The following is a 23338-nucleotide window of genomic DNA, read 5'->3' on the forward strand; positions in this document are numbered from 1 at the left end:
GCGGAGCGCCCTCCGGTCGGGGCCGGAGAGGGGCGGGCGCGGCTTACGCGCCGGCGGCTCCGCCGGTGCCCGGCACGGGGAAGGCCCCGGTCGCGCGGCGCGTGATCTCGCCGTAGACCTCGGGGTCGGTGGTGTACTCGCCGAGCCGGCAGCTCTTGCGGCTGCCGTGGTAGTCGCTGGAGCCGGTCACGAGGAGGTCCAGCTCGCCGGCGAGTGCGCGCAGTCGGCTGCGGGTGTCGGCGTCGTGGTCCATGTGGTCGACCTCGATGCCGTCCAGACCGGCGGCGGCGAGTTCGGCCACCGCGGTCTCCGGCACGCAGCGGCCGCGCTTGACGGCGGCGGGGTGCGCGAAGACGGTGACGCCGCCGGCGGCCTTGACCAGGCGGATGGCGTCGAAGGGGTCGAGCTCGTGCTTCTCGGCGTAGGCGCGGCCGCCGTCGGCGAGCCAGTCCGGGGTGAACGCGTCCGACACGGTCGGGACGACGCCCAGTTCGACGAGGGCGGTCGCGATGTGCGGCCGGCCCACGGAGCCGCCGCCGGCGATCCGGGAGACCTGCTCCCAGGTGACGTCCACGCCGAGGGCCCGCAGTTTGCCGATCATGGCCTGGGCGCGGGGCGTGCGGTCGTCGCGGACGAGCTCCCGCTCGCGGGCGAGCTCGGGCTCCTCGGGGTCGAAGAGGTAGGCGAGCAGGTGCATGCCGATGCCGTCGAGGCGGCAGGAGAGTTCCATGCCGGTGACGACGGTGAGTCCGCGCGGGGCCGCGGCGAGGGCCTCGGCGTATCCCCGCACGGTGTCGTGGTCGGTCAGCGCGACCACGTCGAGCCCGGCGGCGGCCGCGCCCAGGACCAGCTCGGCGGGGGTGTCGGTCCCGTCGGAAGCCGTGGAGTGGGCGTGCAGGTCGATGCGCACGGCCATGGCTCCAGGGGTCGCGGGTACGGGGGACACCTCAGGATAGCGTCCGGCCGCCCGGGCGTCCGCCCCGGCCCCCGCGGCGGGCGCCCTGCCGCCGCTGACCGCCGCCGCTACGGGTCCAGGATCCGCGGGCTCACGGCGCCGCAGGGCAGGAGTTCGAGTTCGGCGCCGGCGTCCCGCAGGTCCGTCAGGACCAGCTCGTCGTACATGAGCATGCCCGACCGCTCCGGCCAGGCGATCGCCCACAGCCACAGCCCGCGGGCCTCGCCCGCGAAGACGGCCCGGTCGTCGGGGGCGCCCTTCACGTGCCACAGCGGCGTGGGGCGGCCCGCCGCGACGACCTTGGCGTGCGGAGGGGCCGACACGTCGAGGTACGCGCCCGGGTCGGGGCCGTCGATACCGGCGAACCGCGCGCCCAGTCCGACGCCCAGCTCCTCGGCGATCAGCAGCAACTCCCCCATTCCGCCGAGCGGTCCGGGCCCCGAGCAGGCCACCGCGGTCGCCCTGCCGCCGCTGCGGTCGTCACCGGCCGAGGCCACCCCCGTGAACAGCCAGCCCACCGGCAGCGGCCACGGCATCCACACCGGTACCCGCGCCCGGTGCACCACCACGCTGAGACCCTCCACGCTGGGCGGGATGACGGGCTGGAGCGGCTGCACCGCGCCGTGCACCGCGCACTGCCAGGAGTCGGAGAAGAGTCCGGGCGCCCTGACCCGGCCACCGCACTTCGGGCAACTCGGTTCGCCCCTCATAAGAAGCCACGCTCCTCCCCACCCGGCGCCCCGTCAAGACACGATCACCCGTCCGGATGTCTCAGTCCAGCGGCACGGCGGAGCGCAGCGGGTCACGCAGGTCCGTACCCTGTGCCAGCCACCGTTCCTGGAGGGCGGCCGCACCGTGGACCCGCTTCCACGCCGCCTCGTTGGACGTCATCGGCAGCAGCGGGAGGAACTGCACCGGGTCGCTCGGCCCGTCGAGTTCGAGGTCCTCCACCAGCCCGCCGGGCTCGGCGACGAGCACCGAGGTGAACGGCGCCCCCTCCCACAGCGGCTCCCCCACGTCGAGGGAGGCGCCGGGTGCCACGACCAGTCCCTCGACCTGCGGGGAGGCGGCCAGTACGGCGAGCGGACGCAGCACCTTGTCGGTGGCCGCGCGGCCGGCCCGCACGGTCAGCACCAGCTCGGCGCGGGGGCCGCGCAGCGGGTCGGCGACCACGGCGGTCGGATCGGTCATCGGGTTCGCGGACATGCCGAGGGTGGCGTACCGGACGAGTCCGCCGCCGGTGAAACGGAGCACCTCGATGCGGTCGGTGCCGAGGAAGGTGACGGCGGCGCGGGCGTCGGGTTCACCGAGGGCGCTGCGCAGCCGGGCTTCCACGAGAGCCAGAATTTCTGCCATGGAGCGAGCATAGAACTCGTATGAGGCGGGTAAAGGGCGGGTCTTGACCATCCGTCGGCTGATAGTGTTGTCCGCTGGCCGATGCCGCATGTATGGGGGCGCCCCCAGCGGTAGCTGGGGAATGTCTCCGGGCATCAGGCGACAGGAAGTCCTCTACGGAGGACCGGCCGGAGGAGGTGGGGACTGCGATGAAGCGAAGTCGATCGTGCAGTACCAACCGCTCTTCCGCGTCCCGTACGGGCGCCTTCCGCCCGTTTTGATCGTCTGATCAGCAGAAGAGCGACGGCAGAACGTTGTCCTCCCGTCCTGTTTGTTCCTTCCGGCCGCTTCCGCGTGCCCGCCGACGGTGTCGTGCCGTGCCGCCCGGAAGGGGCCTCCACACCCCGTACGGCTGCCGCCGTGCGTGCGAAGGAGCCTGCCATGTCGATGCTGCCCTACCTGCGTGCCGCCGTACGCCCGGCCCTGCGCCGGTCCACTCCCGTCCAGCCCGGCTACGACACCACCCGCGACCCGTCGGCGAGCAGCGCCGTGGTCGACTGCGCCGTCTACCGCGACGGCCGCCGCGTCGCCGGACCGGCCTGCCTGACGCCGCGTGAGGCGATCCGGCGGGTCCGCGAGGACGGCGGCTTCGCCTGGATCGGCCTGCACGAGCCGACCGAGGCGGAGTTCGCGGGGATCGCCACCGTCTTCGGTCTGCACCCGCTCGCGGTGGAGGACGCGGTCCACGCACACCAGCGACCGAAGCTGGAGCGCTACGACGACACCCTCTTCACCGTCTTCAAGACCATCCACTACGTCGAGCACGCCGAACTCACCGCGACCAGCGAGGTCGTGGAGACCGGCGAGGTGATGTGCTTCACCGGCCCCGACTTCGTCATCACGGTCCGGCACGGCGGCCAGGGCTCCCTGCGGGGGCTGCGCCACCGCCTCCAGGACGACCCCGAACTGCTCGCCAAGGGCCCCTCGGCCGTGCTGCACTCCATCGCCGACCACGTCGTCGACGGGTACATCGCGGTCGCGGCGGCCGTGCAGGACGACATCGACGAGGTGGAGAGCGCGGTGTTCGCCGCGCCCGCCAAGGGCAGCGCGCGCGGCGGCGACGCGGGCCGCATCTACCAGCTCAAGCGCGAGGTCCTGGAGTTCAAGCGGGCCGTCGCCCCGCTGCTGCGGCCGATGGAGCTGCTCAGCGAGCGGCCGATGCGGCTGGTCGACCCGGACATCCAGAAGTACTTCCGCGACGTCGCCGACCACCTGGCGCGGGTGAACGAACAGGTCGTCGGCTTCGACGAGCTGCTGAACTCGATCCTCCAGGCGAACCTGGCGCAGGCGACCGTCGCCCAGAACGAGGACATGCGCAAGATCACCTCCTGGGCGGCGATCATCGCCGTGCCCACGATGATCTGCGGGGTCTACGGGATGAACTTCGACCACATGCCCGAGCTCCACTGGGAGTACGGCTACCCGATGGTGATGACGGCCATCGTCGGCTCCTGCTTCACCATCCACCGCGCGCTGCGCCGCAACGGCTGGCTGTAGGGCCCTCGGGGCGGCCCCCGGCCCGCCCGCCGCGACCCCCTACGCTGTGCGCATGACTCTCAGCACGCTCGACCTGGCCCTCGTCGAGGAGGCCACCAAGAAGTCCGGCCTGATCTGGGTCCGCGGCTCCGGGGCCGACCGGGCCCTGTGGCACGCCTGGGTGGACGGCGCGGCCCACGTGCTGGGCGACGGGCCCGGCGAGCAGCCGCTGCCGGACCTCGCGGACGGGGCCGCGGCCGAGGTGACCGTGCGCAGCAAGGACAAGGGCGGCCGGCTGGTGGCCTGGACGGCTGCGGTACGGGAGCTCGCGCCCGGCAGCGAGCCGTGGGAGGCCGCCGTCGCCGAGCTCAAGGGCAAGCGGCTGAACGCCCCCGACTCCGAGACGATGACCGCGCGGTGGGCCCGCGAGTGCCGGCTGCTGCGCCTGGAGCCCGTCGCCGCGACCACGGACCTGCCGGACGGGTCGCTGGCCGCCGTCCCGCAGGGCGCGCCGGCGGTCACCCGCCGGCCGATCCCGGCGGGGCTGCCGAAGCTGCTGCTGAAGCGCCGCAGGTCCGCCCGCTAGGCGGCCCGGGTTCACCGGCCCCGGCTGCGGGCCCGGGCTCACTGCCCCGGGTTCGAGCCCTGGCCCGTGCCCTTGCTGCCGCCGGGCGCCGGGGAGGCCGACCCGCCGGACTCCTTGTCCTTCGTCGTGGGCAGCTGGGAGCCGTAGTCGAGGGTCTGGTCCGCCGCGGGCGCCTCCAGCGGGAGGGGCTTGCCCCAGTCGCTGAGGTCGACCGCGCCGGCGCCGCCGGCCCGCTCCATGCGCAGCGGGTACGGGGTGCCCTCCAACGAGACCGACAGCTTGCCGCCCTTGCCCTGGTCGGCGGTCACCTGGACCGCGCGGGTGGGGCCGACCTTGGTGTAGTCCTCGATCTTGGCGAGCTTGCCGTCGAGCCCGAGCAGCCCGTCGAGCAGCACGTGCATGTCGGTGAAGCCGCGGAACTGCTTGTACGTCGGGTCGCTCTCGGGCACCTTCACGTACTTGTCGCCGAGCTTCCCGGCCGCCTCGGACGTCCCCCAGAAAGCGGCGCTCGCCTTCAGGTACAGCTGTTCGCCGACGCGCAGCAGCTGGAAGGTGTCCTCCTTCGACTTCACCTCGCCGGAGCCGCCGTCCTTGCCCAGGCGCACGTCGAGCGTGAAGGTTTTTCCGCCGCTGACCAGGGTGCCCGACAGGTGCACCGAGGAGGCGGCGCCGGCCGCGGCCTTCGCCTTGCCCTCGATCTGGCCCGCGGAGAGCTTGCCGACCCCGTTCGTGCCCTCGTCGGGGTCCGCCCCGCAGCCCGTGCCGGTGACGGCCAGGCCCGCGCACAGGACGCCGGCGAACGCGGCCCGGCGCAGGCGCGCGGCGGGGAAGTAGGCGGTCACGGGCAGGTGCCTCTCGTCGTACGTCTTCGGGCAGCAGGCAGCGTACCCGGCCGTACGACGGGCACCGCGCCCGCGGGGCCTCCCCGGCCGGACGGCCCCACCAGGACGTCTGCGCGGCGTACGGGCTAGCCTGAGGGGCGGCAGGACTGTCGGTGGACACGAGGCAACAGGAGGCGCCGGTATGGCTGGAGGCGCCCCGCGGATCTTCGTGTCCCATCTGTCGGGTGTGCCCGTCTTCGACCCCAACGGGGACCAGGTCGGCCGCGTCCGCGACCTCGTGGCGATGCTGCGCGTCGGCGGGCGCCCGCCGCGGCTGCTGGGCCTGGTGGTCGAGGTGGTCAGCCGACGCCGGATCTTCCTGCCGATGACCCGGGTGACGGGCGTGGAGTCCGGGCAGGTGATCACCACCGGGGTGGTGAACATGCGGCGCTTCGAGCAGCGGCCCACCGAGCGCCTGGTCCTCGGCGAACTGCTCGACCGGCGGGTGCGGCTGACCGCGACCGGCGAGGAGGCCACCGTCCTCGACGTGGCCATCCAGCAGCTGCCGGCCCGCCGCGACTGGGAGATCGACAAGATCTTCGTCCGCAAGGGCAAGGGCGGGGCGCTGCGCCGCCGCGGCGAGACCCTGACCGTGGAGTGGTCGGCGGTGACCGGCTTCTCCCTGGAGGAGGAGGGCCAGGGCGCCGAGAACCTGGTCGCCACCTTCGAGCAGATGCGCCCGGCCGACGTGGCGAACGTCCTGCACCACCTGACCCCGAAGCGGCGCGCCGAGGTGGCGAGCGCCCTCGACGACGACCGGCTCGCGGACGTCCTGGAGGAACTGCCCGAGGACGAGCAGGTGGAGATCCTCGGCAAGCTGAAGGAGGAGCGCGCCGCCGACGTCCTGGAGGCCATGGACCCGGACGACGCGGCCGACCTGCTGTCGGAGCTGCCGGAGGACGACAAGGAGCGGCTGCTGACGCTGATGCAGCCGGACGACGCGGCCGACATGCGCCGCCTGCTGTCGTACGAGGAGAACACCGCGGGCGGTCTGATGACCACCGAGCCGATCGTGCTGCGCCCGGACGCGACGGTCGCGGACGCGCTGGCCCGGGTGCGGCAGGCGGACCTGTCGCCGGCCCTGGCCGCGCAGGTGTACGTGTGCCGGCCGCCGGACGAGACGCCGACCGGCAAGTACCTGGGCACGGTGCACTTCCAGCGGCTGCTGCGGGACCCCCCGTTCACCCTGGTCAGCTCGATCGTGGACACGGACCTGCCGCCGCTGCGGCCCGACGCCTCGCTGGCCGCGGTGACCAGCTTCCTGGCCGCGTACAACATGGTCGCGGTACCGGTCGTCGACGAGGGCGGCGCGCTGCTGGGCGCGGTGACCGTCGACGACGTGCTCGACCACCTGCTGCCGGACGACTGGCGGGAGACGGACTTCCACGCGGAGGAGGCCGTACGTGGCTACTGACCGGGGGCGGGACCGCGAGCAGGCCCGCGAGCGGCGCCGCGAGCAGATCCGCGAGCGGCGCGAGCAGGCGCGGGCCCAGGCGCGCGAGAGCGGGCTGCTGGACGGGGCCGAGCGGGCGGAGCAGCGGGCCGCCGAGCGGGCGGAGCGCGCGAGGTCCGGGCAGTCGACCGGGTCGAGCGCGCTGACCCGGTCGCGGGTGCGCCTGGACCAGCCGCGGGCGCCGCGCCGCTCGCTGCTGCCGGAGTACGACCCGGAGGCCTTCGGGCGTCTGTCGGAGCGGGTGGCCCGGTTCCTGGGCACGGGCCGGTTCATCGTCTGGATGACGCTGGTCATCGTCATGTGGGTGCTGTGGAACATCTTCGCCCCGGACCACCTGCGCTTCGACCCGTACCCGTTCATCTTCCTGACGCTGATGCTGTCGCTCCAGGCCTCGTACGCGGCCCCGCTGATCCTGCTCGCGCAGAACCGGCAGGACGACCGCGACCGGGTCAACCTGGAGCAGGACCGCAAGCAGAACGAGCGGTCCATCGCGGACACCGAATACCTGACCCGGGAGATCGCCGCGCTGCGGATGGGCCTGGGCGAGGTCGCGACGCGCGACTGGATCCGCTCGGAGTTCCAGGACCTGATCAAGGAGATGGACGAGCGTCGTCTATTCCCAGCGGAGAGTGACGAAGGCGACCGCTAGCAGCCTTACCGGAGGCAGGCTACCGAGCCGTACCATCGGGGGCATGGCTACCGACACAAGCTCCGCCGCCGTGCCCGAGCAGGATGCGATCCTCGACGCACTGGCGACGGTGAACGACCCCGAGATCCACCGGCCGATCACCGAGCTCGGCATGGTCAAATCGGTGGAGATCGGCGACGGCGGCGCGGTCGCCGTCACGGTCTACCTGACGGTGTCGGGCTGTCCCATGCGCGAGACGATCCAGCGCAACGTCTCGGAGGCCGTGGCGAAGGTCCCCGGCGTCACCTCGGTCTCCGTGTCGCTGGACGTGATGGGCGACGAGCAGCGCAAGGAGCTGGCGGCCACGCTGCGCGGCGGCACCGCCGAGCGCGAGGTCCCGTTCGCCAAGCCGGGCTCGCTGACCCGCGTCTACGCGGTCGCCTCGGGCAAGGGCGGCGTCGGCAAGTCGTCGGTGACGGTGAACCTGGCCGCGGCGATGGCGGCGGACGGCCTGAAGGTCGGCGTCGTCGACGCGGACATCTACGGCCACAGCGTGCCGCGCATGCTGGGCGTGGAGGGCAAGCCCACCCAGGTCGAGAACATGATCATGCCGCCGTCGGCCAACGGCGTGAAGGTCATCTCCATCGGCATGTTCACCCCGGGCAACGCGCCCGTGGTGTGGCGCGGGCCGATGCTGCACCGCGCCCTCCAGCAGTTCCTCGCCGACGTGTTCTGGGGCGACCTGGACGTGCTGCTGCTCGACCTGCCGCCGGGCACCGGCGACATCGCGATCTCGGTGGCCCAGCTGGTGCCGAACGCGGAGATCCTCGTCGTCACCACCCCGCAGCAGGCCGCGGCCGAGGTCGCCGAGCGGGCCGGCGCGATCGCCGTCCAGACCCACCAGAAGATCGTCGGCGTGGTCGAGAACATGTCCGGCCTGCCCTGCCCGCACTGCGACGAGATGGTCGACGTGTTCGGGACGGGCGGCGGCCAGAAGGTCGCCGACGGCCTCTCCCGGACGGTCGGCGCGACCGTCCCGGTGCTGGGCTCCATCCCGATCGACGTCCGGCTGCGCGAGGGCGGCGACGCGGGCGAGCCCGTCGTCCTGGCCGACCCGGACTCTCCGGCCGGCGCGGCGCTGCGCGCCATCGCGGGCAAGCTGGGCGGCCGTGCCCGGGGCCTGGCCGGCATGTCGCTGGGCATCACCCCGCGCAACAAGTTCTGACCGCGCGGCCCGGGATCCGGGCCGCCTCCGCGAAGGGCACCGCCGCCTGCGGTGCCCTTTCGCGTACCCGCTGCGGGCTGCGTCCGGCCGTGGGCTTCTGCCGGCCGCGGGCTACTGCTGGTAGGCGGCGAGGTCGCCGATGACGGAGAAGCCGAGCCCGTAGGCGCTCATGCCGCGCCCGTACGCGCCCAGGTGCACGCCGGCGGCGGTGGACCCGGCCAGCACCCAGCCGAACTCGGACTCGCGGTAGTGGAAGGACGTCGGCTCGCCGTCGACGGGCAGCGAGAGCACCGACCAGTCGGGCCCGTCGAGGTCGTCGGCGAGCTCCCAGGCGGCTTCGGTCTGCTGCTCCAGCCAGTTGTCGCGCAGGCTGTGGTCCATCTGGCCGGGCCAGCTGTAGGCCAGCAGGCCGGAGCCGGCCAGCCAGGCCGCGGAGGAGACCGAGGTGGCCTCCAGGACGCCGGTGCCGTCGCCGCTGCGGCGCAGCGGGTTGCTCGCGACGGTGACGACCACCGCGAAGCGCTCCTTCTCGCCGGTGGCGATCTCCCCGCGGACGGACGGCTCGTCGCCGTGGCCGGTGGAGCCGTGCTCGACGGTGCCGTCGGCACCGGTTCCGACGTGCATCAGCCAGCGCGGGCCGGTGAAGGCCTCGTCCAGCCCGTACCAGGGGAAGTCGGCACGCAGGAAGCCCTCGGCCGTGCGCTGGGCCGCGGGCACGGGCCGGGCGGTCTCCTGGGACGGCCCGGCGGCCGCCGGGGCCGTCACGGGGGCCGTCGCCGGGGCGGCGGATACTGCCGGTGCTGCGGCCGCCGCGGGCGCCGCGGCGGGTTCGGCTGGTGCTGCGGCTGCGGGCGGGTCGGGTAGCTCGGGCAGTTCGGGTGCTTCTGCGGGCTGTGCGCCGACCCGGCTGCTGCTCGTCGTCTCCATCGATGCGGCCTCTCGTTCCGTTGGGTCCGGAACGGCCCTCCCCCACAGGTCGTTGGGGGGACCCCCACCTCGGGCGCCCTGGTCCGGACTCATGGAGGATAGCCACCGGACCCCGGATCGCCGGGCAGGACGAGGCTCAGGTGGCGTCGGCGTCGGACCAGGTCCGCTGCTGCGTGGCCGGGGCGGCCGGCTTCTTCAGCAGGTCCGGGGCGGCCTCGGACTCGCTGCTGTTGACGGCGTCGGTTACCTCGTTCAGCTCCTTGCGCAGGTCGAAGCTGCTCCGGATGTCCCGCAGGTCCTCGTTCTCGGCGAGCTGCTTGCGGATGAACGTCTTCGGGTTCAGGTCCTCGAACTCGAAGTCCTTGAACTCCGGGCCCAGTTCGGAGCGGATGTCCTGCTTGGCACTGTCGGAGAAGGCGCGGATCTTCCGGACGAAGCCCGTGACGTCCTGGACGACCTTCGGCAGCTTGTCCGGGCCGAAGATGAGGATGCCGAGAACCACGATGGTGACCAGCTCGAGTGCGCCTATGTCGTTGAACACCTTGCCGCTCCTCGGCTCTCTTCCCGTCGGGCCACGACAACGGTACCCGGCCCGGCCGGTCAGGCCCTACATCGGTACTGCATCAGCCGTGCTTTCCCCCGCTCGTCATGATCCGTTCGCCGACCCGAGGACGAGCGACAGGGTGAGCTCGCGGCCGTCGCGGAGCACGGTGAGGCGCAGCGGGGCGCCCGGCCGGAGGGCACGGACCTTGATGATCAGCTCGTCGCCGCCGTGCACGCGCCGGCCGTCCACCTTCGTGATCACGTCGCCTGCCTTGACCCCGGCGCGGGCCGCGGGGCCGCCGGGGGTGACGGCCGGCTTGCCCCCCTCGCCCTCGGTGCCCACGCGGGCGCCGTCGCCGGTGTACTGCATGTCGAGGGTGACGCCGATGACCGGGTGGGTGGCCCGGCCGGTGCGGATCAGCTCCTCGGCGACCCGTTTGCCCTGGTTGACGGGGATGGCGAAGCCGAGGCCGATGCTGCCGCTCTGCTTCTCGCTGCCGGCCTTGTCGGCTCCTCGGATGGCGCTGTTGATGCCGATCACGCGGGCCTTGGCGTCCAGCAGCGGGCCGCCGGAGTTGCCGGGGTTGATGGGGGCGTCGGTCTGCAGGGCGTCGACGTAGCTGATGTCGCTGCCGTCGCCCTTGTCGCCGCCCGCGGTGATGGGCCGGCCGGTGGCGCTGATGATGCCGGCGGTGACGGTGTTGGAGAGGTCGAAGGGGGCGCCGATGGCCACCACCGGATCGCCGACCTGCACGTCCTCGGAGTTGCCGAGCGCGAGCGGCTGCAGGCCCCGGACCCCGGCGACCCGGACCACCGCCAGGTCGTAGCCGCTGTCCTGGCCGACGAGCTCCGCGTCGACGCTCTCGCCGGTGCCGAAGGTGACCGTGATGTCCTTGGCGCCGGCGACGACGTGGTGGTTGGTCAGGATGTGGCCCTGCGGGTCGAGGACGAAGCCGGTGCCGGTGCCGCCGCCCGTGGCACCGCGGACGTGCAGGGTGACGACGCCGGGCAGCGCGGCGGCGGCGATCCCGGCCACGCTGTCGGGGGCGCGGCCCTTGGCGTCGACGGCGGCCTGCGGGAGTTCGAGGCGGGTGCTGCTGCGGCGCTCGGCGAGCACTCCGAGCCAGCCCCCGGCGCCGCCGGCGAGCAGGGCGATGCCGAGGCCGAGGGCCAGCACGTGGCGCAGCCGCACCACGCGGCCGCCGGCTTCCCGGCCCCGGTCGGCGACCTGGAGCGGGGCGACGCTCCACGGGTCGTACGCCGGCCCGGTCGCGGGTTCGGGCCCTCCCGCGGCGGCTGCGGCCGGGGGTGGGGCGACCTCGCCGTGGTCGGCGCCGTCGCCCGCGGCAGCGGGCTCCGCGCCGGGCTCCTCGACCCGCCCCGGCCCGGCAGCGCGGGTGGGTTCGGGTTCGGGGCGGAGCCCGGGAGGGGGACCGGCGGGGCGGCTCCACCAGGTCGGGGCCGGGTCGGACTGCTGCTGGTCGGCCATGGGCCCTCCCCGGAATCCTGTGGCACCGCCGGGCGGCGCGCCTGCGCAGATTCAACCAGGCGGGTGCCCGGCCGGGAGCGGCCACCGCCCTCCCGCCCGGGCGAGGGGTCAGCGGAGCAGCGAGACCGGGCGCGGGGTGGCGGACGCCGAGGGGTGGACCGGCGGCAGCGGAGCCGTGGGAAGCGGGGAGGCGGTGATCCCGGTGCGCGGTTCCCGGTCGCGGATCACCGCGTCGGCCACGGACACGGCCGGGCCGGAGCCGAGGCCGGGGCCCGGACCGGTCCCGGACACGGGGGCCGCCGGCACGGCGGAGCCGGGCCTGGAGGCCGGGGCCTCGCCCCGTGCGTTCGGCTCGACCAGGTCCAGCGGGAGCGTCCCGCCCAGGGCGATCGCCGCCAGGGACACCGCCCCGGCCGCCACGAACGCGAAGCGGCGCCGCGGCCGCCCCACCTCGTGGATCCGGAAGCCCTGCTGCGGCGGCGCGGGAGCCGTGTACCCGAAGGTGCCGGCTGCGGACGGTCCTGAAGGCCCGGAAGCGCCGGGCGGGCCGGACGCGCCGTCCGGGCCTTCGCCGGGCAGCCCCTGGAGCCGCGCCAGCAGTCCGGCGGACAGCGGCGGCGGGGCGCTCTCGACGAACAGGGTCTTCAGGCGGCGCTGGGCGTCGGCCTCGGCCTTGCATTTGGCGCAGGTGGCCAGGTGGGCCAGGACCCGCTCGCGCGCGTCGTGGTTCAACTCCCCGTCGACCAGGGCGGCCAGGCGGTCACCCAGGTGCTGTTCGGCGGGGGAAGGGCTGACTCCGCTCACTCGGCCCCGCCCTCTCCCCCGGCACCCGGGGCACCCACGGCGGCTCCGGTCAGCGCACGCTGCTCCGCGCGCGCCTCGGGGGAGCGGTGCCGCAGCGCCTTGCGCAGGTGCGAACGGCCGCGGTGGATACGGCTGCGCACGGTGCCGAGCTTCACGCCGAGCGTGGCGGCGATCTCCTCGTACGACAGGCCCTCGATGTCGCAGAGCACCACGGCCGCGCGGAACTCGGGCGCGAGGGTGTCCAGCGCCTGCTGCACGTCGGCGTCGAAATGGGTGTCGTGCAGCACCTGCTGCGGGGACGGCTCGCGGCTCGGCAGCCGCTCGGCGGCGTCCTCGGCGAGCGCGTCGAAACGGATCCGCTGCTTGCGGCGGACCATGTCGAGGAAGAGGTTGGTGGTGATCCGGTGCAGCCAGCCCTCGAACGTGCCCGGCGTGTACGTGGACAGCGAGCGGAAGACGCGGACGAAGACCTCCTGCGTCAGGTCCTCGGCGTCGTGTTGATTTCCCGTCAGGCGGTAGGCGAGACGGTAGACCCGCGCGCTGTGCGTGCTGACGATCTCCTCCCACGTGGGAGGGGTCCACGCCTGCGAGCCCGCATCGGCGGCGAAGGTCGCGGTGGTTGCGGTGTCGGCGGTGTGGATGCGGTCAGCAATGTCGGTCACGGATTTCGGCTCACCCGCCGACCAGAAGAGACGCCTCAGTACGCCTCGACGATCCACAGGCGCAGCCGCACCTCCCCTATCGGCTCTGGTGGTGTCCAGTGGAGCCCCTACCATAGCCACCCCTCCCGTCAGCTCCGGATAAGCTTTTTTGCCTTCTCTTTGCCCGCGGCGCGGAGGGCCCGCGGCGCCGATCTGCCCGGTGCCGTCCCCATCCGTCCCGCCCCCGTCTCGCCCGTACGCCCCTTTTGCCTCGCTCGTCGGCGCGTTGCCGCCACTGGTCCAACGCCCGGTCCCATCTGCGGGTTCCCGACGTCAGCGGATACAGTCACCGTTGCGCCAACTATGGGGACAGGAGAGGGTCATTACCGGCAACCGGCAGACGAGCTGGGCGTTCGCCGACGCGTTTGTCGCCGAGGACGACGCTCTGCGGTGGGCCCGCGACCGGGCCAGGGAAGCGGGCCTGCGCTCCGTCTCCCCCGGCACCGGGGCCGCGCTGCGCCTGCTCGCCGCCAGCGCCGACGCCAAGGCGGTCGCCGAGATCGGCACCGGGACCGGTGTCTCCGGCATCCACCTCCTGCACGGCATGCGCCCGGACGGGGTGCTGACGACCGTCGACCCCGAGCCGGACCGGCAGGCCTTCGCCCGCCAGGCCTTCCGCGCCGCCGGCTTCGCGGGCAACCGCGCCCGCTTCATCCCCGGCCGGGCGCTGGACGTGCTGCCCCGGCTCGCCGACGGCGGGTACGACCTCGTGTTCTGCGACGGGGATCCCGCCGAGTCCCTCGAATACCTCGCTGAATCGTTGCGCCTGCTGCGCCCCGGCGGACTGGTGTGCTTCGAGGGGGTCTTCTGCGACGGGCGCACGGTCGACTCCTCCGCCCAGGAGACCGAGGTGCTGCGGGTCCGGGAGCTGCTGCGCAGCGTCCGGGAGAGCCCCGCGCTGGAGGGGGCCCTGTTGCCGGTGGGCGACGGCCTGCTCTGCGCGGTCAGGCGCTGACCCGGGCGCGCCGGACGGCGGAAGGCGCCGGGAGGCGGAAGGCGGTGCCGGGCGGCCCGGCGGGTGGGGGCGTCAGCGCAGCAGCGCGAAGGTGAGAGCGGTCGTCGCGCCGAGCACGGTGCCGGCCAGGACCTGGGCGGGCGTGTGCGCCTTGAGGACCAGCCTGGACCAGCCCACGGCCACGGCGGCGGGCACCGCGAGCAGCAGCGGGGTCCCGAAGGCCAGCACCAGGACCATCACGGCCCCGCCGGCCACCGACATGTGGAGGGATATCTGCCAGCCGAGGGTGACGAGCAGGGACGAGACCAGCCCGACGAGCATGGCGACGACGAGCGCGACCACCTCGCGCGGCGCGCCGAGGACGTGGCCCAGGGCCATGGCCGCGGCGACGGAGACCAGGCTCAGCACCATGGGCACGACCCGCTGGCGGCGCACCCGGATGTGCTGGTCGGTCAGGGCGCCGCGCTTCACGCCGACCCGGATGATCCCGATCGGCACGACCCCGCAGAACAGGGCGGCGAGCAGCCCCCAACCGAGGCCGGACCAGGAGCGGGTGCTGTGCCAGCCGACGGCGAGCAGCAGGGCGACCACGAGGTGGGCGGGGGCCAGGGCGTCGGTGAGGACCCGGGCCGTCTTCTGACGGGGGGTGCAGTCGGCGAAGGCGGGCGGGGCGGGGGCGGTGAAGGTCACGGCACGGCTCTCGGCAGGCGGCAGCCCCGCGCGGCGCTGCGGACGGCGGGAGCGCGGACGGAAGGGGAAGAAGGGGAACGCAGGGACCGGGGGGAGGCAGGCGCGCGTGCGCACGCGATCCGCAGCCGGATCAGCGGCGGCCCGGGCGCGGGGGGCCGGTCAGAGCCCGCCCGGCACAACGCTGCCCCGGCCGCGGATCGCGGCGGCCGGGGCAGCGCAGAGTGTGCAGAGTGTGCAGGTGGTGCCGACGGGTCAGCCGACGACCTTCTTCAGGGCGTCACCCAGGGCGTCCGCCTCGTCCGGCGTCAGCTCGACGACCAGCCGACCGCCGCCCTCGAGCGGTACGCGCATGACGATGCCCCGCCCCTCCTTGGTGACCTCGAGCGGGCCGTCGCCCGTCCGCGGCTTCATGGCCGCCATGCTCGTTCCCCTTCCTGAAACCAGCTCATCGTCAGCCGACGGCCCCATTCAGGCGCCTGGAACCCGGCATCGAACACATTGCTTCCAGGCCATTATCCCGCATGTCAGGACCCGATGACCAACATCAGCGGGGAACGCTTGCGCAACGCGCTCTGCCAAAACCACTCATTTCGGGGACCTGCCTGCGATACTTCGCCCGCTCTGCGGCGGCCCGCCGACCGCTTTCTTTGACGCACATCACATGCCCTGGACCGGCCGGGTCCGCCATGCTGGCCCTGTACCGGCCAGTATCGATCCGCTGGCCGGGTCCGCGACGGAGGGGAACACCACCTGCCATGGCCGACACCGTGCTGTACGACGTGACCGACGGGCTCGCCACGATCACGCTGAACCGTCCGGACGCGATGAACTCGCTGAACACGGAGCTGAAGGTCGCCCTGCGGGACACCCTGCAGGCGGCGGGCGCCGACCCGGGCGTGCGGGCGGTCCTGCTGACGGCCACCGGTCGGGCCTTCTGCGTGGGCCAGGACCTGAAGGAGCACGTCGGGAACCTCCAGGCGGCCCGGGAGTCCGGCTCGGGCAATGCGCTGGGCACCGTGAGCGAGCACTACAACCCGATCGTGCGGGCGATCACGGAGATGCCGAAGCCGGTGGTCGCCGGGGTGAACGGCGTCGCCGCCGGGGCGGGCTTCGGCTTCGCGCTGGCCGCGGACTACCGGGTGGTGGCCGACACGGCGAGCTTCACCACCGCGTTCGCCGGGGTCGGGCTGTCCGCCGACTCCGGGCTGTCGTGGACCCTGCCCCGGCTGATCGGCCCCGGCCGGGCGGCGGACCTGCTGCTGTTCCCGCGGTCGATCTCCGCGCAGGAGGCCCAGGAGCTCGGCCTCGTGAACCGGCTGGTGCCGACGGCGGAGCTCGCGGACACCGCCGCCGAGGTCGCGCGGCGGCTGGCGGACGGGCCGACGGTCGCCTACGCCGGGCTGAAGCAGGCGCTGGCGTTCGGGGCGGGGCGGTCGCTCGCCGAGGCGCTGGAGAAGGAGGACGAGCTGCAGACGCGGTCGGGCGCCTCCGAGGACCACGCGATCGCGGTCGCGGCCTTCCTGGCCAAGGAGAAGCCGAAGTACACCGGCCGCTAACCGGTGCGTCTGGGCGCGGGCCCGGGCGGCGGCCGCCCGGGCCCGCCCCCGTCAGGCGGCGGGGGCGGGAGTGCGGGCCGTGCAGGCGGCCAGGTGGTCGTTGACCAGGCCGCAGGCCTGCATCAGGGCGTAGGCGGTGGTGGGGCCGACGAAGCGGATGCCGGCCTTCTTCAGGGCCTTGGCCAGGGCGGTGGACTCCGGGGTCACGGCCGGGACCTCGGAGATGTCCTGCGGGGCGGCCCGGCCGGGCTCCGGGGCGTGGGACCAGACGAGGGCGTCGAGTTCGCCCGGCTCCCACTCGGCGAGGACCCGGGCGTTGGCGAGGGTCGCCTCGATCTTGGCCCGGTTGCGGATGATCCGCTCGTCGCCGAGCAGCCGGGCGGCGTCGTCCGCGTCGTACCGGGCGACTGCCGCGATCTTGAAGTCGGCGAAGGCCGCGCGGAAGCCCTCGCGCCGCCGCAGGATCGTCAGCCAGGACAGCCCCGACTGGAAGGCCTCCAGGCAGAGCCGCTCGTAGAGGGCGTCGTCCCCGTGCACCGGGCGGCCCCACTCGGTGTCGTGGTACGCGATGTAGTCCTCGGTGGACAGCGCCCACGGGCAGCGCAGACCCCCGTCGGGTCCGGCGAGGGCAGTCACCGGGCGTCCTTCGACAGGTCGACGGCGTCCGGCTCCTGCGACCGCTCGGCTTCGCCGGCATCGGCGTCGGCGTCGTGATCGGCAGCAGCGGTGACGTCCCCGGCAGCGGATGCACCGGCAACATCCGGGACACCCGGGACACCCGGGGCCCCGCGGTGCGCGGCAGCCGCCGTCAGCTCGGCGATCCGGGCGTCGCGTTCGGCGAGCTCGGCCCCGAGCCGCTCCAGCACGTCGTCCACCTCGGCCATCCGGTAGCCGCGGGGCGCCACGGGCAGCCGCAGCGCGTCGATGTCGGCCGGTACGACCGGGCGGCTCTCGGGCAGCGCGTCGGCCACGCGGTCCGGCTCCGCCTCGGGCAGTACGGGCTCCGAGCCGCCGCCCACCACCGCCAGGGTGACCGCGGCGACGACCACGACCAGCGCGATCAGCAAGAACCAGAACACGATCGACTCCCTGAGAGACTCTGGGGGCACCTCCCAGCGGTAGCTGGGGACCACTCCGATCACCAGGTTAAGGTCACAGGCGCGGCGCACGGGCCGCCTGAGGAGGAAAGAACGGGATGCTGCGACTGGGCAGGCGCGAGTTCGACACCCACGAGCCGGTGATCATGGCGATCGTGAACCGCACGCCGGACTCCTTCTACGACCAGGGCGCGACGTTCCGCGACGAGCCCGCCCTGGACCGGGTCGAGCAGGCGGTGGCCGAGGGCGCGGCGATCATCGACATCGGCGGGGTCAAGGCCGGTCCGGGCGAGCACGTGGACGCGGCCGAGGAGGCCCGGCGCACGGTCGGCTTCGTGGCCGAGGTCCGGCGGCGCCACCCGGACGTGGTGATCAGCGTGGACACCTGGCGGCACGAGGTCGGCGAGGCCGTCTGCGAGGCCGGCGCGGACCTGCTCAACGACGCCTGGGGCGGGGTGGATCCGAAGCTCGCGGAGGTCGCCGCCCGGTACGGGGCGGGCCTGGTCTGTACGCACGCCGGCGGGGTCGAGCCGCGCACCCGGCCGCACCGGACCGGGTACGAGGACGTGATGGCGGACATCCTGCGGGTCACCGTGGGCCTGGCCGAGCGGGCCGCGGCCCTCGGCGTCCGGCGGGACGCGATCATGATCGACCCGGGGCACGACTTCGGGAAGAACACCCGGCACTCGCTGGAGGCCACCCGGCGCCTGGCGGAGATGACGGAGACGGGCTGGCCGGTGCTGGTGTCGCTGTCGAACAAGGACTTCGTCGGCGAGACACTCGACCGGCCGGTCAAGGAGCGCCTGCTGGGCACGCTGGCCACGACGGCGGTCTCGGCCTGGCTGGGCGCGCAGGTCTACCGCGTCCACGAGGTCGCCGAGACCCGGCAGGTCCTGGAGATGGTCCGCTCGATCCAGGGGCTGCGGGAGCCCGCGGTGGCCCGCCGGGGACTGGCCTGAGCCCGTCCCCGGCGACCGCACGGCCCCGGCCGGCCGGCGCGGCGGCCGGATCCGGCCGCCGCTGCGCGGCGGCGCCGCGCTACTTGCCGACTTCCTTCGTCACGAGGGCGATCGCCTCTTCCACGTCGTCCGTGACGTGGAAGAGGTAGAGGTCGCGCTCGGAGGCCTTGCCCTGCGCGACCACCGTGTTGCGCAGCCAGTCGACCAGGCCGCTCCAGTACTCGGTGCCGAACAGCACGATCGGGAACCGGGTGATCTTCTGGGTCTGGACCAGGGTCAGGGCCTCGAACAGCTCGTCCAGCGTGCCGAGTCCGCCCGGCAGGACCACGAACCCCTGGCTGTACTTCACGAACATCGTCTTGCGGACGAAGAAGTACCGGAAGTTCAGCCCCAGATCGACGTGCGCGTTGAGGCCCTGCTCGAAGGGCAGCTCGATGCCGAGGCCCACCGAGATGCCGTTGGCCTCCCGCGCGCCCCTGTTCGCCGCCTCCATCGCGCCCGGCCCGCCACCGGTGATCACCGCGAAGCCGGCGTCGACGAGCGCGCTGCCGATCCGGACGCCCGCCTCGTACTCGGGCGAGCCGGCCGGCGTGCGCGCCGAGCCGAACACGCTGATCGCGGGCGGCAGCTCCGCCAGCGTGCCGAAGCCCTCGATGAACTCCGACTGGATGCGCAGGACCCGCCAGGGATCGGTGTGCACCCACTCGGTGGGGCCGGCCGAGTCCAGCAGCCGCTGGTCCGTCGTGCTGCCCGCCTGCACCTGCCCCCGTCGGCGCAGTACCGGTCCGAGCTGCTGCTCCTCGGGACGTCGGCGGGCGGAACCGTCGGAGTTGCGGTGGTTGCCCATGATGTGCTCCCTCCTGCTGATCGTTGGCCCAGCCTAGGCCCACGAAGGTGAAGGGAAGCGGAATTCAGGAGGTCAGCCAGGCGCGGAGTCGTTCCTCGCAGTGCAGGATCGCCTTGGTCTCCACCCGCTCGTCGACCTTGTGCGCCAGCAGGGCGTCGCCCGGGCCGTAGTTGACCGCCGGGACGCCGAGCGCGCTGAAGCGGGAGACGTCGGTCCAGCCGAACTTGGGCATCGCGCGGCCGCCGACCGCCGCCATGAAGGCGACCGCCGCCGGGTGGGACAGGCCGGGCAGGGCGCCGCCGGAGGAGTCGTCGACGACGAACTCGGCGATGCCGCAGTCCGCGAAGACCTCTTCTACGTGGGCGAGGGCCTCGGCCTCGGTGCGGTCGGGGGCGTAGCGGAAGTTGACCGTCACCGTGCAGGCGTCGGGGATGACGTTGTTGGCGACGCCGCCCTCGATGCGGACCGCGTTGAGGCCCTCGTGGTACTCCAGGCCGTCGATGACGGGCCTGCGGGGCTCGTACGCGGCCAGCCGGGCCAGGATCGGCGCCGTCGCGTGGATGGCGTTGGAGCCCATCCAGCTGCGGGCGGAGTGGGCGCGCTCGCCGGTGGTGCGCAGCAGTACCCGCAGGGTGCCCTGGCAGCCGCCCTCGACCTCGGCGTTCGACGGTTCCAGCAGGACGGCGAAGTCGCCGGCGAGCCAGTCGGGGTGGGCGGCGGCGACCTTGCCCAGGCCGTTGAGGTCGGCGGCGACCTCCTCCTGGTCGTAGAAGACGAAGGTGAGGTCGCGGTTGGGCTCGGGCACGGTGGCCGCGATGCGCAGCTGCACGGCGACCCCGGACTTCATGTCGGTCGTGCCGCAGCCCCACAGGACGCCGTTCTCGTCGAGGCGCGAGGGGACGTTGTCGGCGATCGGCACGGTGTCGAGGTGGCCGGCGAGCACGACGCGCTCGGCCCGGCCGAGGTGCGTGCGGGCCACGACGTTGTTGCCGTACCGGTCGACCGTGAGGTGGGGGAGGCCGCGCAGGGCGTGCTCCACCAGGTCGGCGAGGACCTTCTCGTCGCCGCTCACGGACGGGATGTCGACGAGCCGGGCGGTCAGCTCGGCTGCGTCGAGGGTGAGGTCCAGCTCGGATTCGGACATGTCCCGACCCTAACGCGCCCGGCTGCGGTGAACGTCTCACGTCCGGTCACTGGACGCGGCACGTGGCTCAAGTACGGTGGGCCGCGTGTCCCAGAGCGATCTTCCCCGCCCCCGCCGTAGCCGTCGGGTCCGCACGGCCGCCGGCCTGTGCGTCCTGCTCGCGCTCGTCGGCTACCTCGTCGTGCGGTTCGAGTCGATGGGCGGCGGCGGGGCGCCGCACTGCACGGCCGCGGATCTGGCCGAGGACGCTCCGGGCGGGGACTCCCGCCGTACGTACGACATGACGCCGGAGCAGGCGGCGAACGCGGCGACGATAGCCGCCGTCGGCGTCGCCAAGGGACTGCCCGACCGGGCGGTGACCATCGCCCTGGCGACCGCCATGCAGGAGTCGGCGCTGCGCAACCTCAACCACGGCGACCGGGACTCGCTGGGCCTGTTCCAGCAGCGGCCCTCGCAGGGCTGGGGCACGCCCGAGCAGATCAAGGACCCGGTCTACTCGGCGGGGATCTTCTACGACCGGCTGGTCCAGGTGAAGGGGTACTCGCGGCTGCCGCTGACGGAGGCCGCGCAGAAGGTGCAGCTGAGCGGGTACCCGCAGGCGTACGCGAAGCACGAGCCGGACGCGACGGTCCTGACGGCCGCCTTCGCCGGAGCCGGGGAGCTGACCTGCGGCGGGCCCGCGCCGACGGATCCGGGCGACGCGCAGAAGGTCCGGGCGGAGCTGAACCGGATCTTCTCCAAGGCCGGCATGCACAGCAGCAGCCAGGCGGGCCCCGGCCCGACGCAGGAGCGGGGCGGGGTCAAGGAGCCCGAGGTCACCGTCCTGGAGAAGCAGGACGGCGGCGAGCCGGCCGTGCGCGGCAGCCGGGCGATCGCGGGCTGGGCCGTGGCCAACGCCCGCGGGATGAACATCATGCGCGTCTCCTACGGGCACCGGGGCTGGATCGCCGGGCAGAAGAAGGGCCGCTGGCAGGAGAAGGGCGGCCCCGGGAAGTCGGGCGACGGCGACCCGCACAACGCGGTGCCGGGCGAGATCCGCATCTTCGTGAAGGGCTAGACACGCCGGGCCGGCGCCTCGTCCGTGCGTGCGGGGCGTCACCCGCGCGGGGGTGAAGCGAGCGGCCCACCGAAGGCCCCGGCGGGTACGGAAGCCCTGGTCGGCGCACATCCAATGCGCTTTTCCCGGAAGCGGATTAAACGATGCGTTGCCGATCCTTTACCGAAGGGGTCCGCAACCCGCCCCGCCCCGGGAGCGGTTGTAGGGGCGTACTCAGCCGCTACCGCTTAGGAGCAACATGTCCCTCCCCCTGACCCGCCGGATCGCCCGCTCCGCGCTGCTGATCGCAGCCGGGGCCGCTCCCGTGGTCGGTGCGGCCGGCGCGGCCAGCGCCGCGGGCCTGGACTCGGCCGTGCCCCAGCTGGGCGCGCTCACCGCCCCGGAGACCGCGGACGCCACCGCCACCGCGAGCGACGCGGTCGGCACCGGCGGGGCCGCCGCGACGTCGGCCGCGGACACCGCGGCCAAGGCGCTGCCCTCCGCCCCCACCGAGGTGGCGGGCACCGCGGGCGCGCTGCTCGGCGGGCTCCCGGCCGCCAAGGGCCTGCCGACCGACGCGGTGCCGACCGACGCGGTGCCGGCCGGCCAGCTCACCGGTGCGGTGCCGACCGACGCGGTGGGCTCCCTGCCGCTGAAGGGGCTGCCGCAGGGCGGCTGACCACCGCCCGGGAACGCCCGAGGGGGCCGGGAGTGCGCACTCCCGGCCCCCTCGGCCTGTCTGCGGCGGCCGTGCGCCCGCGCGACCTCGTGCGGGCGGCCTCTCGTGTCCGGGTGCGCCCGCCTCAGGCGAGGCGCTTGACGGCCGCCTCGACGCGCTCGTCCGTGGCCGTGAACGCGACACGGACGTGCTGCGCGCCCGCCTCGCCGTAGAAGTCGCCGGGCGCGACCAGGATGCCGAGGGCGGCGAGGTGGGCCACGGTGTCCCAGCAGGGCTCGTCGCGGGTCACCCACAGGTAGAGGCTGGCCTCGGAGTGGTCGACCCGGAAGCCGTGCGCCACGAGCGCCGCCCGCAGCGCATCCCGCCGTGCGGCGTAGCGCGCCCGCTGCTCCTCGACGTGCGCGTCGTCGCCGAGCGCCGCCACCGTGGCCGCCTGCACCGGGGCGGGGGTCATCATGCCGCCGTGCTTGCGGATCTCCAGCAGCTCGCCGAGGACGTCCGCGTCACCCGCGATGAAAGCGGCCCGGTAGCCGGCCAGGTTGGAGCGCTTGGACAGCGAGTGGACGGCGACGAGGCCCTCGTACGAGCCGCCGCACACGTCGTCGTGGAGGACGGAGACGGGCTCGGCCTCCCAGCCCAGCTCCAGGTAGCACTCGTCGCTGAAGACCAGGATCCCGTGCCGGCGCGCCCAGGCCACGATCCGGACCAGCTCGTCCTTCGGGATGACCTTCCCCGTCGGGTTGGACGGGGAGTTCAGCCACAGCAGCTTGATGCCGGCCGGGTCGAGCTCGGTCGGGTCGTCGTAGACGACGGCCTCGGCCCCGCACAGCCGCGCGCCGACCTCGTACGTCGGGTAGGCGAGCCGCGGGTAGGCGACCTTGTCCCCGGCGCCCAGGCCCAGCTGGGTCGGCAGCCAGGCCACCAGCTCCTTGGAGCCGACGACCGGCAGGACGTTGCGGTGTCCGGCGGCGCTCGCGCCGAGCCGGTCGCGCAGCCAGCCGGTGATCGCGTCGCGCAGTGCGGGCGTGCCCCACACGGTGGGGTAGCCCGGGGAGTCGGCGGCCGCGACGAGGGCGCTCCGGATCAGCTGCGGCACCGGGTCCACGGGGGTGCCGACCGACAGGTCGACGATGCCGTCCGGGTGCGCCGCGGCCGTCGCCTTGTACGGCTCCAGCTTGTCCCAGGGAAAGACGGGAAGACGTGCGGATACTGCGGCCACGGTGCTCTCTGCTCTCTCGTGCGTGCCGGACTGCGTGCCGGGTCTGGGGACAAACGGCTCGGTCCCGCCCGGCACGGGGCCGTACGGGACCGA

At 73.8% G+C, this 23338-nt stretch carries 26 protein-coding genes; 10 read left to right on the plus strand and 16 right to left on the minus strand.

The window, feature by feature from the left end:
• Positions 1-43 precede the first annotated feature (43 nt).
• From ACSHWO_RS12245 to ACSHWO_RS12255, 3 genes are all read right to left on the minus strand, one after another.
• A complete protein-coding gene (locus ACSHWO_RS12245; RefSeq protein ID WP_438319057.1) occupies positions 44-910 on the minus strand; it encodes a PHP domain-containing protein in 867 nt (288 codons plus the stop codon).
• A gap of 113 nt (positions 911-1023) precedes the next feature.
• Positions 1024-1665, minus strand: a complete 642-nt coding sequence (locus tag ACSHWO_RS12250) for a DUF6758 family protein (protein WP_361089202.1) — start codon at positions 1663-1665, stop codon at positions 1024-1026.
• A 61-nt stretch (positions 1666-1726) separates the two neighbouring features.
• The gene (locus tag ACSHWO_RS12255; RefSeq protein ID WP_361089204.1) at positions 1727-2311 is read right to left on the minus strand and encodes a suppressor of fused domain protein; all 585 of its coding nucleotides are present in this window, start codon (positions 2309-2311) and stop codon (positions 1727-1729) included.
• A gap of 420 nt (positions 2312-2731) precedes the next feature.
• Between ACSHWO_RS12255 and ACSHWO_RS12260 the strand changes: the two genes are divergently transcribed.
• A complete protein-coding gene (locus ACSHWO_RS12260; protein WP_361089206.1) occupies positions 2732-3847 on the plus strand; it encodes a magnesium and cobalt transport protein CorA in 1116 nt (371 codons plus the stop codon).
• A 52-nt stretch (positions 3848-3899) separates the two neighbouring features.
• The gene (locus ACSHWO_RS12265) at positions 3900-4412 is read left to right on the plus strand and encodes a hypothetical protein (protein ID WP_361089208.1); all 513 of its coding nucleotides are present in this window, start codon (positions 3900-3902) and stop codon (positions 4410-4412) included.
• 38 nt (positions 4413-4450) lie between these two features.
• On the opposite strand, the gene ACSHWO_RS12270 is transcribed toward ACSHWO_RS12265, so the two are convergent.
• Positions 4451-5254, minus strand: coding sequence for a hypothetical protein (locus ACSHWO_RS12270; protein ID WP_385849357.1), 804 nt, complete (start codon positions 5252-5254; stop codon positions 4451-4453).
• A gap of 181 nt (positions 5255-5435) precedes the next feature.
• Between ACSHWO_RS12270 and ACSHWO_RS12275 the strand changes: the two genes are divergently transcribed.
• The 3 genes from ACSHWO_RS12275 (at position 5436) to ACSHWO_RS12285 (ending at position 8599) form a co-directional block, all read left to right on the plus strand.
• Positions 5436-6707 carry a magnesium transporter MgtE N-terminal domain-containing protein gene (locus ACSHWO_RS12275; RefSeq protein ID WP_404234072.1) on the plus strand — a complete coding sequence of 424 codons (1272 nt, stop codon included), beginning with the start codon at positions 5436-5438 and terminating at the stop codon, positions 6705-6707.
• Positions 6708-6888: 181 nt separating this feature from the next.
• Positions 6889-7395 (plus strand): DUF1003 domain-containing protein, encoded by a 507-nt coding sequence (locus ACSHWO_RS12280; RefSeq protein WP_361089335.1) that lies wholly within the window; start codon positions 6889-6891, stop codon positions 7393-7395.
• A gap of 43 nt (positions 7396-7438) precedes the next feature.
• On the plus strand, positions 7439-8599 hold the full coding sequence (locus tag ACSHWO_RS12285) for an Mrp/NBP35 family ATP-binding protein (protein ID WP_404234074.1): 1161 nt from the start codon (positions 7439-7441) through the stop codon (positions 8597-8599).
• A gap of 111 nt (positions 8600-8710) precedes the next feature.
• On the opposite strand, the gene ACSHWO_RS12290 is transcribed toward ACSHWO_RS12285, so the two are convergent.
• The 5 genes from ACSHWO_RS12290 to sigE form a co-directional block, all read right to left on the minus strand.
• Positions 8711-9526 (minus strand): hypothetical protein, encoded by an 816-nt coding sequence (locus ACSHWO_RS12290; protein WP_361089216.1) that lies wholly within the window; start codon positions 9524-9526, stop codon positions 8711-8713.
• Positions 9527-9662: 136 nt separating this feature from the next.
• On the minus strand, positions 9663-10067 hold the full coding sequence (locus ACSHWO_RS12295) for a sec-independent translocase (RefSeq protein WP_438311769.1): 405 nt from the start codon (positions 10065-10067) through the stop codon (positions 9663-9665).
• Positions 10068-10172: 105 nt separating this feature from the next.
• A complete protein-coding gene (locus ACSHWO_RS12300; protein ID WP_438311772.1) occupies positions 10173-11558 on the minus strand; it encodes a S1C family serine protease in 1386 nt (461 codons plus the stop codon).
• A 108-nt stretch (positions 11559-11666) separates the two neighbouring features.
• Positions 11667-12362, minus strand: a complete 696-nt coding sequence (locus tag ACSHWO_RS12305) for a zf-HC2 domain-containing protein (protein WP_438311773.1) — start codon at positions 12360-12362, stop codon at positions 11667-11669.
• Positions 12359-13138, minus strand: a complete 780-nt coding sequence (gene sigE / locus ACSHWO_RS12310) for an RNA polymerase sigma factor SigE (protein ID WP_361089224.1) — start codon at positions 13136-13138, stop codon at positions 12359-12361. The genes ACSHWO_RS12305 and sigE overlap by 4 nt, the downstream gene beginning before the upstream one ends.
• Positions 13139-13355: 217 nt before the next feature.
• Here sigE and ACSHWO_RS12315 point away from each other — a divergent pair, with 217 nt between their 5' ends.
• Positions 13356-14018 carry an O-methyltransferase gene (locus ACSHWO_RS12315; RefSeq protein ID WP_361089226.1) on the plus strand — a complete coding sequence of 221 codons (663 nt, stop codon included), beginning with the start codon at positions 13356-13358 and terminating at the stop codon, positions 14016-14018.
• 72 nt (positions 14019-14090) lie between these two features.
• Here ACSHWO_RS12315 and ACSHWO_RS12320 read toward each other — a convergent pair whose 3' ends face one another.
• Positions 14091-14708, minus strand: a complete 618-nt coding sequence (locus tag ACSHWO_RS12320) for a phosphatase PAP2 family protein (RefSeq protein ID WP_385849362.1) — start codon at positions 14706-14708, stop codon at positions 14091-14093.
• 252 nt (positions 14709-14960) lie between these two features.
• Complete coding sequence (locus ACSHWO_RS12325) at positions 14961-15128, minus strand: DUF3117 domain-containing protein (protein ID WP_003966491.1); 168 nt, start codon at positions 15126-15128, stop codon at positions 14961-14963.
• Positions 15129-15463: 335 nt separating this feature from the next.
• Here ACSHWO_RS12325 and ACSHWO_RS12330 point away from each other — a divergent pair, with 335 nt between their 5' ends.
• Positions 15464-16264 (plus strand): enoyl-CoA hydratase/isomerase family protein, encoded by an 801-nt coding sequence (locus ACSHWO_RS12330; protein WP_385849363.1) that lies wholly within the window; start codon positions 15464-15466, stop codon positions 16262-16264.
• A 51-nt stretch (positions 16265-16315) separates the two neighbouring features.
• Here ACSHWO_RS12330 and ACSHWO_RS12335 read toward each other — a convergent pair whose 3' ends face one another.
• Both ACSHWO_RS12335 and ACSHWO_RS12340 read right to left on the minus strand, forming a co-directional pair.
• A complete protein-coding gene (locus tag ACSHWO_RS12335) occupies positions 16316-16900 on the minus strand; it encodes a DNA-3-methyladenine glycosylase I (RefSeq protein ID WP_361089232.1) in 585 nt (194 codons plus the stop codon).
• Entirely contained in the window at positions 16897-17343 is a 447-nt protein-coding gene (locus ACSHWO_RS12340) for a DivIVA domain-containing protein (protein ID WP_438311778.1), read from the minus strand. The genes ACSHWO_RS12335 and ACSHWO_RS12340 overlap by 4 nt, the downstream gene beginning before the upstream one ends.
• Positions 17344-17459: 116 nt before the next feature.
• On the opposite strand from ACSHWO_RS12340, the gene folP reads away from it, so the two are divergent.
• Positions 17460-18320 (plus strand): dihydropteroate synthase, encoded by an 861-nt coding sequence (gene folP / locus ACSHWO_RS12345; RefSeq protein WP_385849366.1) that lies wholly within the window; start codon positions 17460-17462, stop codon positions 18318-18320.
• A gap of 79 nt (positions 18321-18399) precedes the next feature.
• On the opposite strand, the gene ACSHWO_RS12350 is transcribed toward folP, so the two are convergent.
• Together ACSHWO_RS12350 and dapE are read right to left on the minus strand one after the other, a co-directional pair.
• Entirely contained in the window at positions 18400-19167 is a 768-nt protein-coding gene (locus ACSHWO_RS12350) for a TIGR00730 family Rossman fold protein (protein ID WP_361089239.1), read from the minus strand.
• 64 nt (positions 19168-19231) lie between these two features.
• A complete protein-coding gene (dapE, locus tag ACSHWO_RS12355) occupies positions 19232-20311 on the minus strand; it encodes a succinyl-diaminopimelate desuccinylase (RefSeq protein ID WP_361089241.1) in 1080 nt (359 codons plus the stop codon).
• 85 nt (positions 20312-20396) lie between these two features.
• On the opposite strand from dapE, the gene ACSHWO_RS12360 reads away from it, so the two are divergent.
• Positions 20397-21368, plus strand: coding sequence for a hypothetical protein (locus ACSHWO_RS12360; protein ID WP_404234096.1), 972 nt, complete (start codon positions 20397-20399; stop codon positions 21366-21368).
• A 238-nt stretch (positions 21369-21606) separates the two neighbouring features.
• A complete protein-coding gene (locus ACSHWO_RS12365; RefSeq protein ID WP_438311781.1) occupies positions 21607-22026 on the plus strand; it encodes an ATP-binding protein in 420 nt (139 codons plus the stop codon).
• Positions 22027-22150: 124 nt separating this feature from the next.
• On the opposite strand, the gene dapC is transcribed toward ACSHWO_RS12365, so the two are convergent.
• Entirely contained in the window at positions 22151-23245 is a 1095-nt protein-coding gene (dapC, locus tag ACSHWO_RS12370; RefSeq protein ID WP_361089247.1) for a succinyldiaminopimelate transaminase, read from the minus strand.
• Between the last annotated feature and the right edge of the window lie 93 nt (positions 23246-23338).

The organism is Streptomyces pallidus (ex Mingjun et al. 2026) (genome assembly GCF_051550185.1).
In the GTDB taxonomy this organism is placed as follows: Bacteria; Actinomycetota; Actinomycetes; order Streptomycetales; family Streptomycetaceae; genus Streptomyces.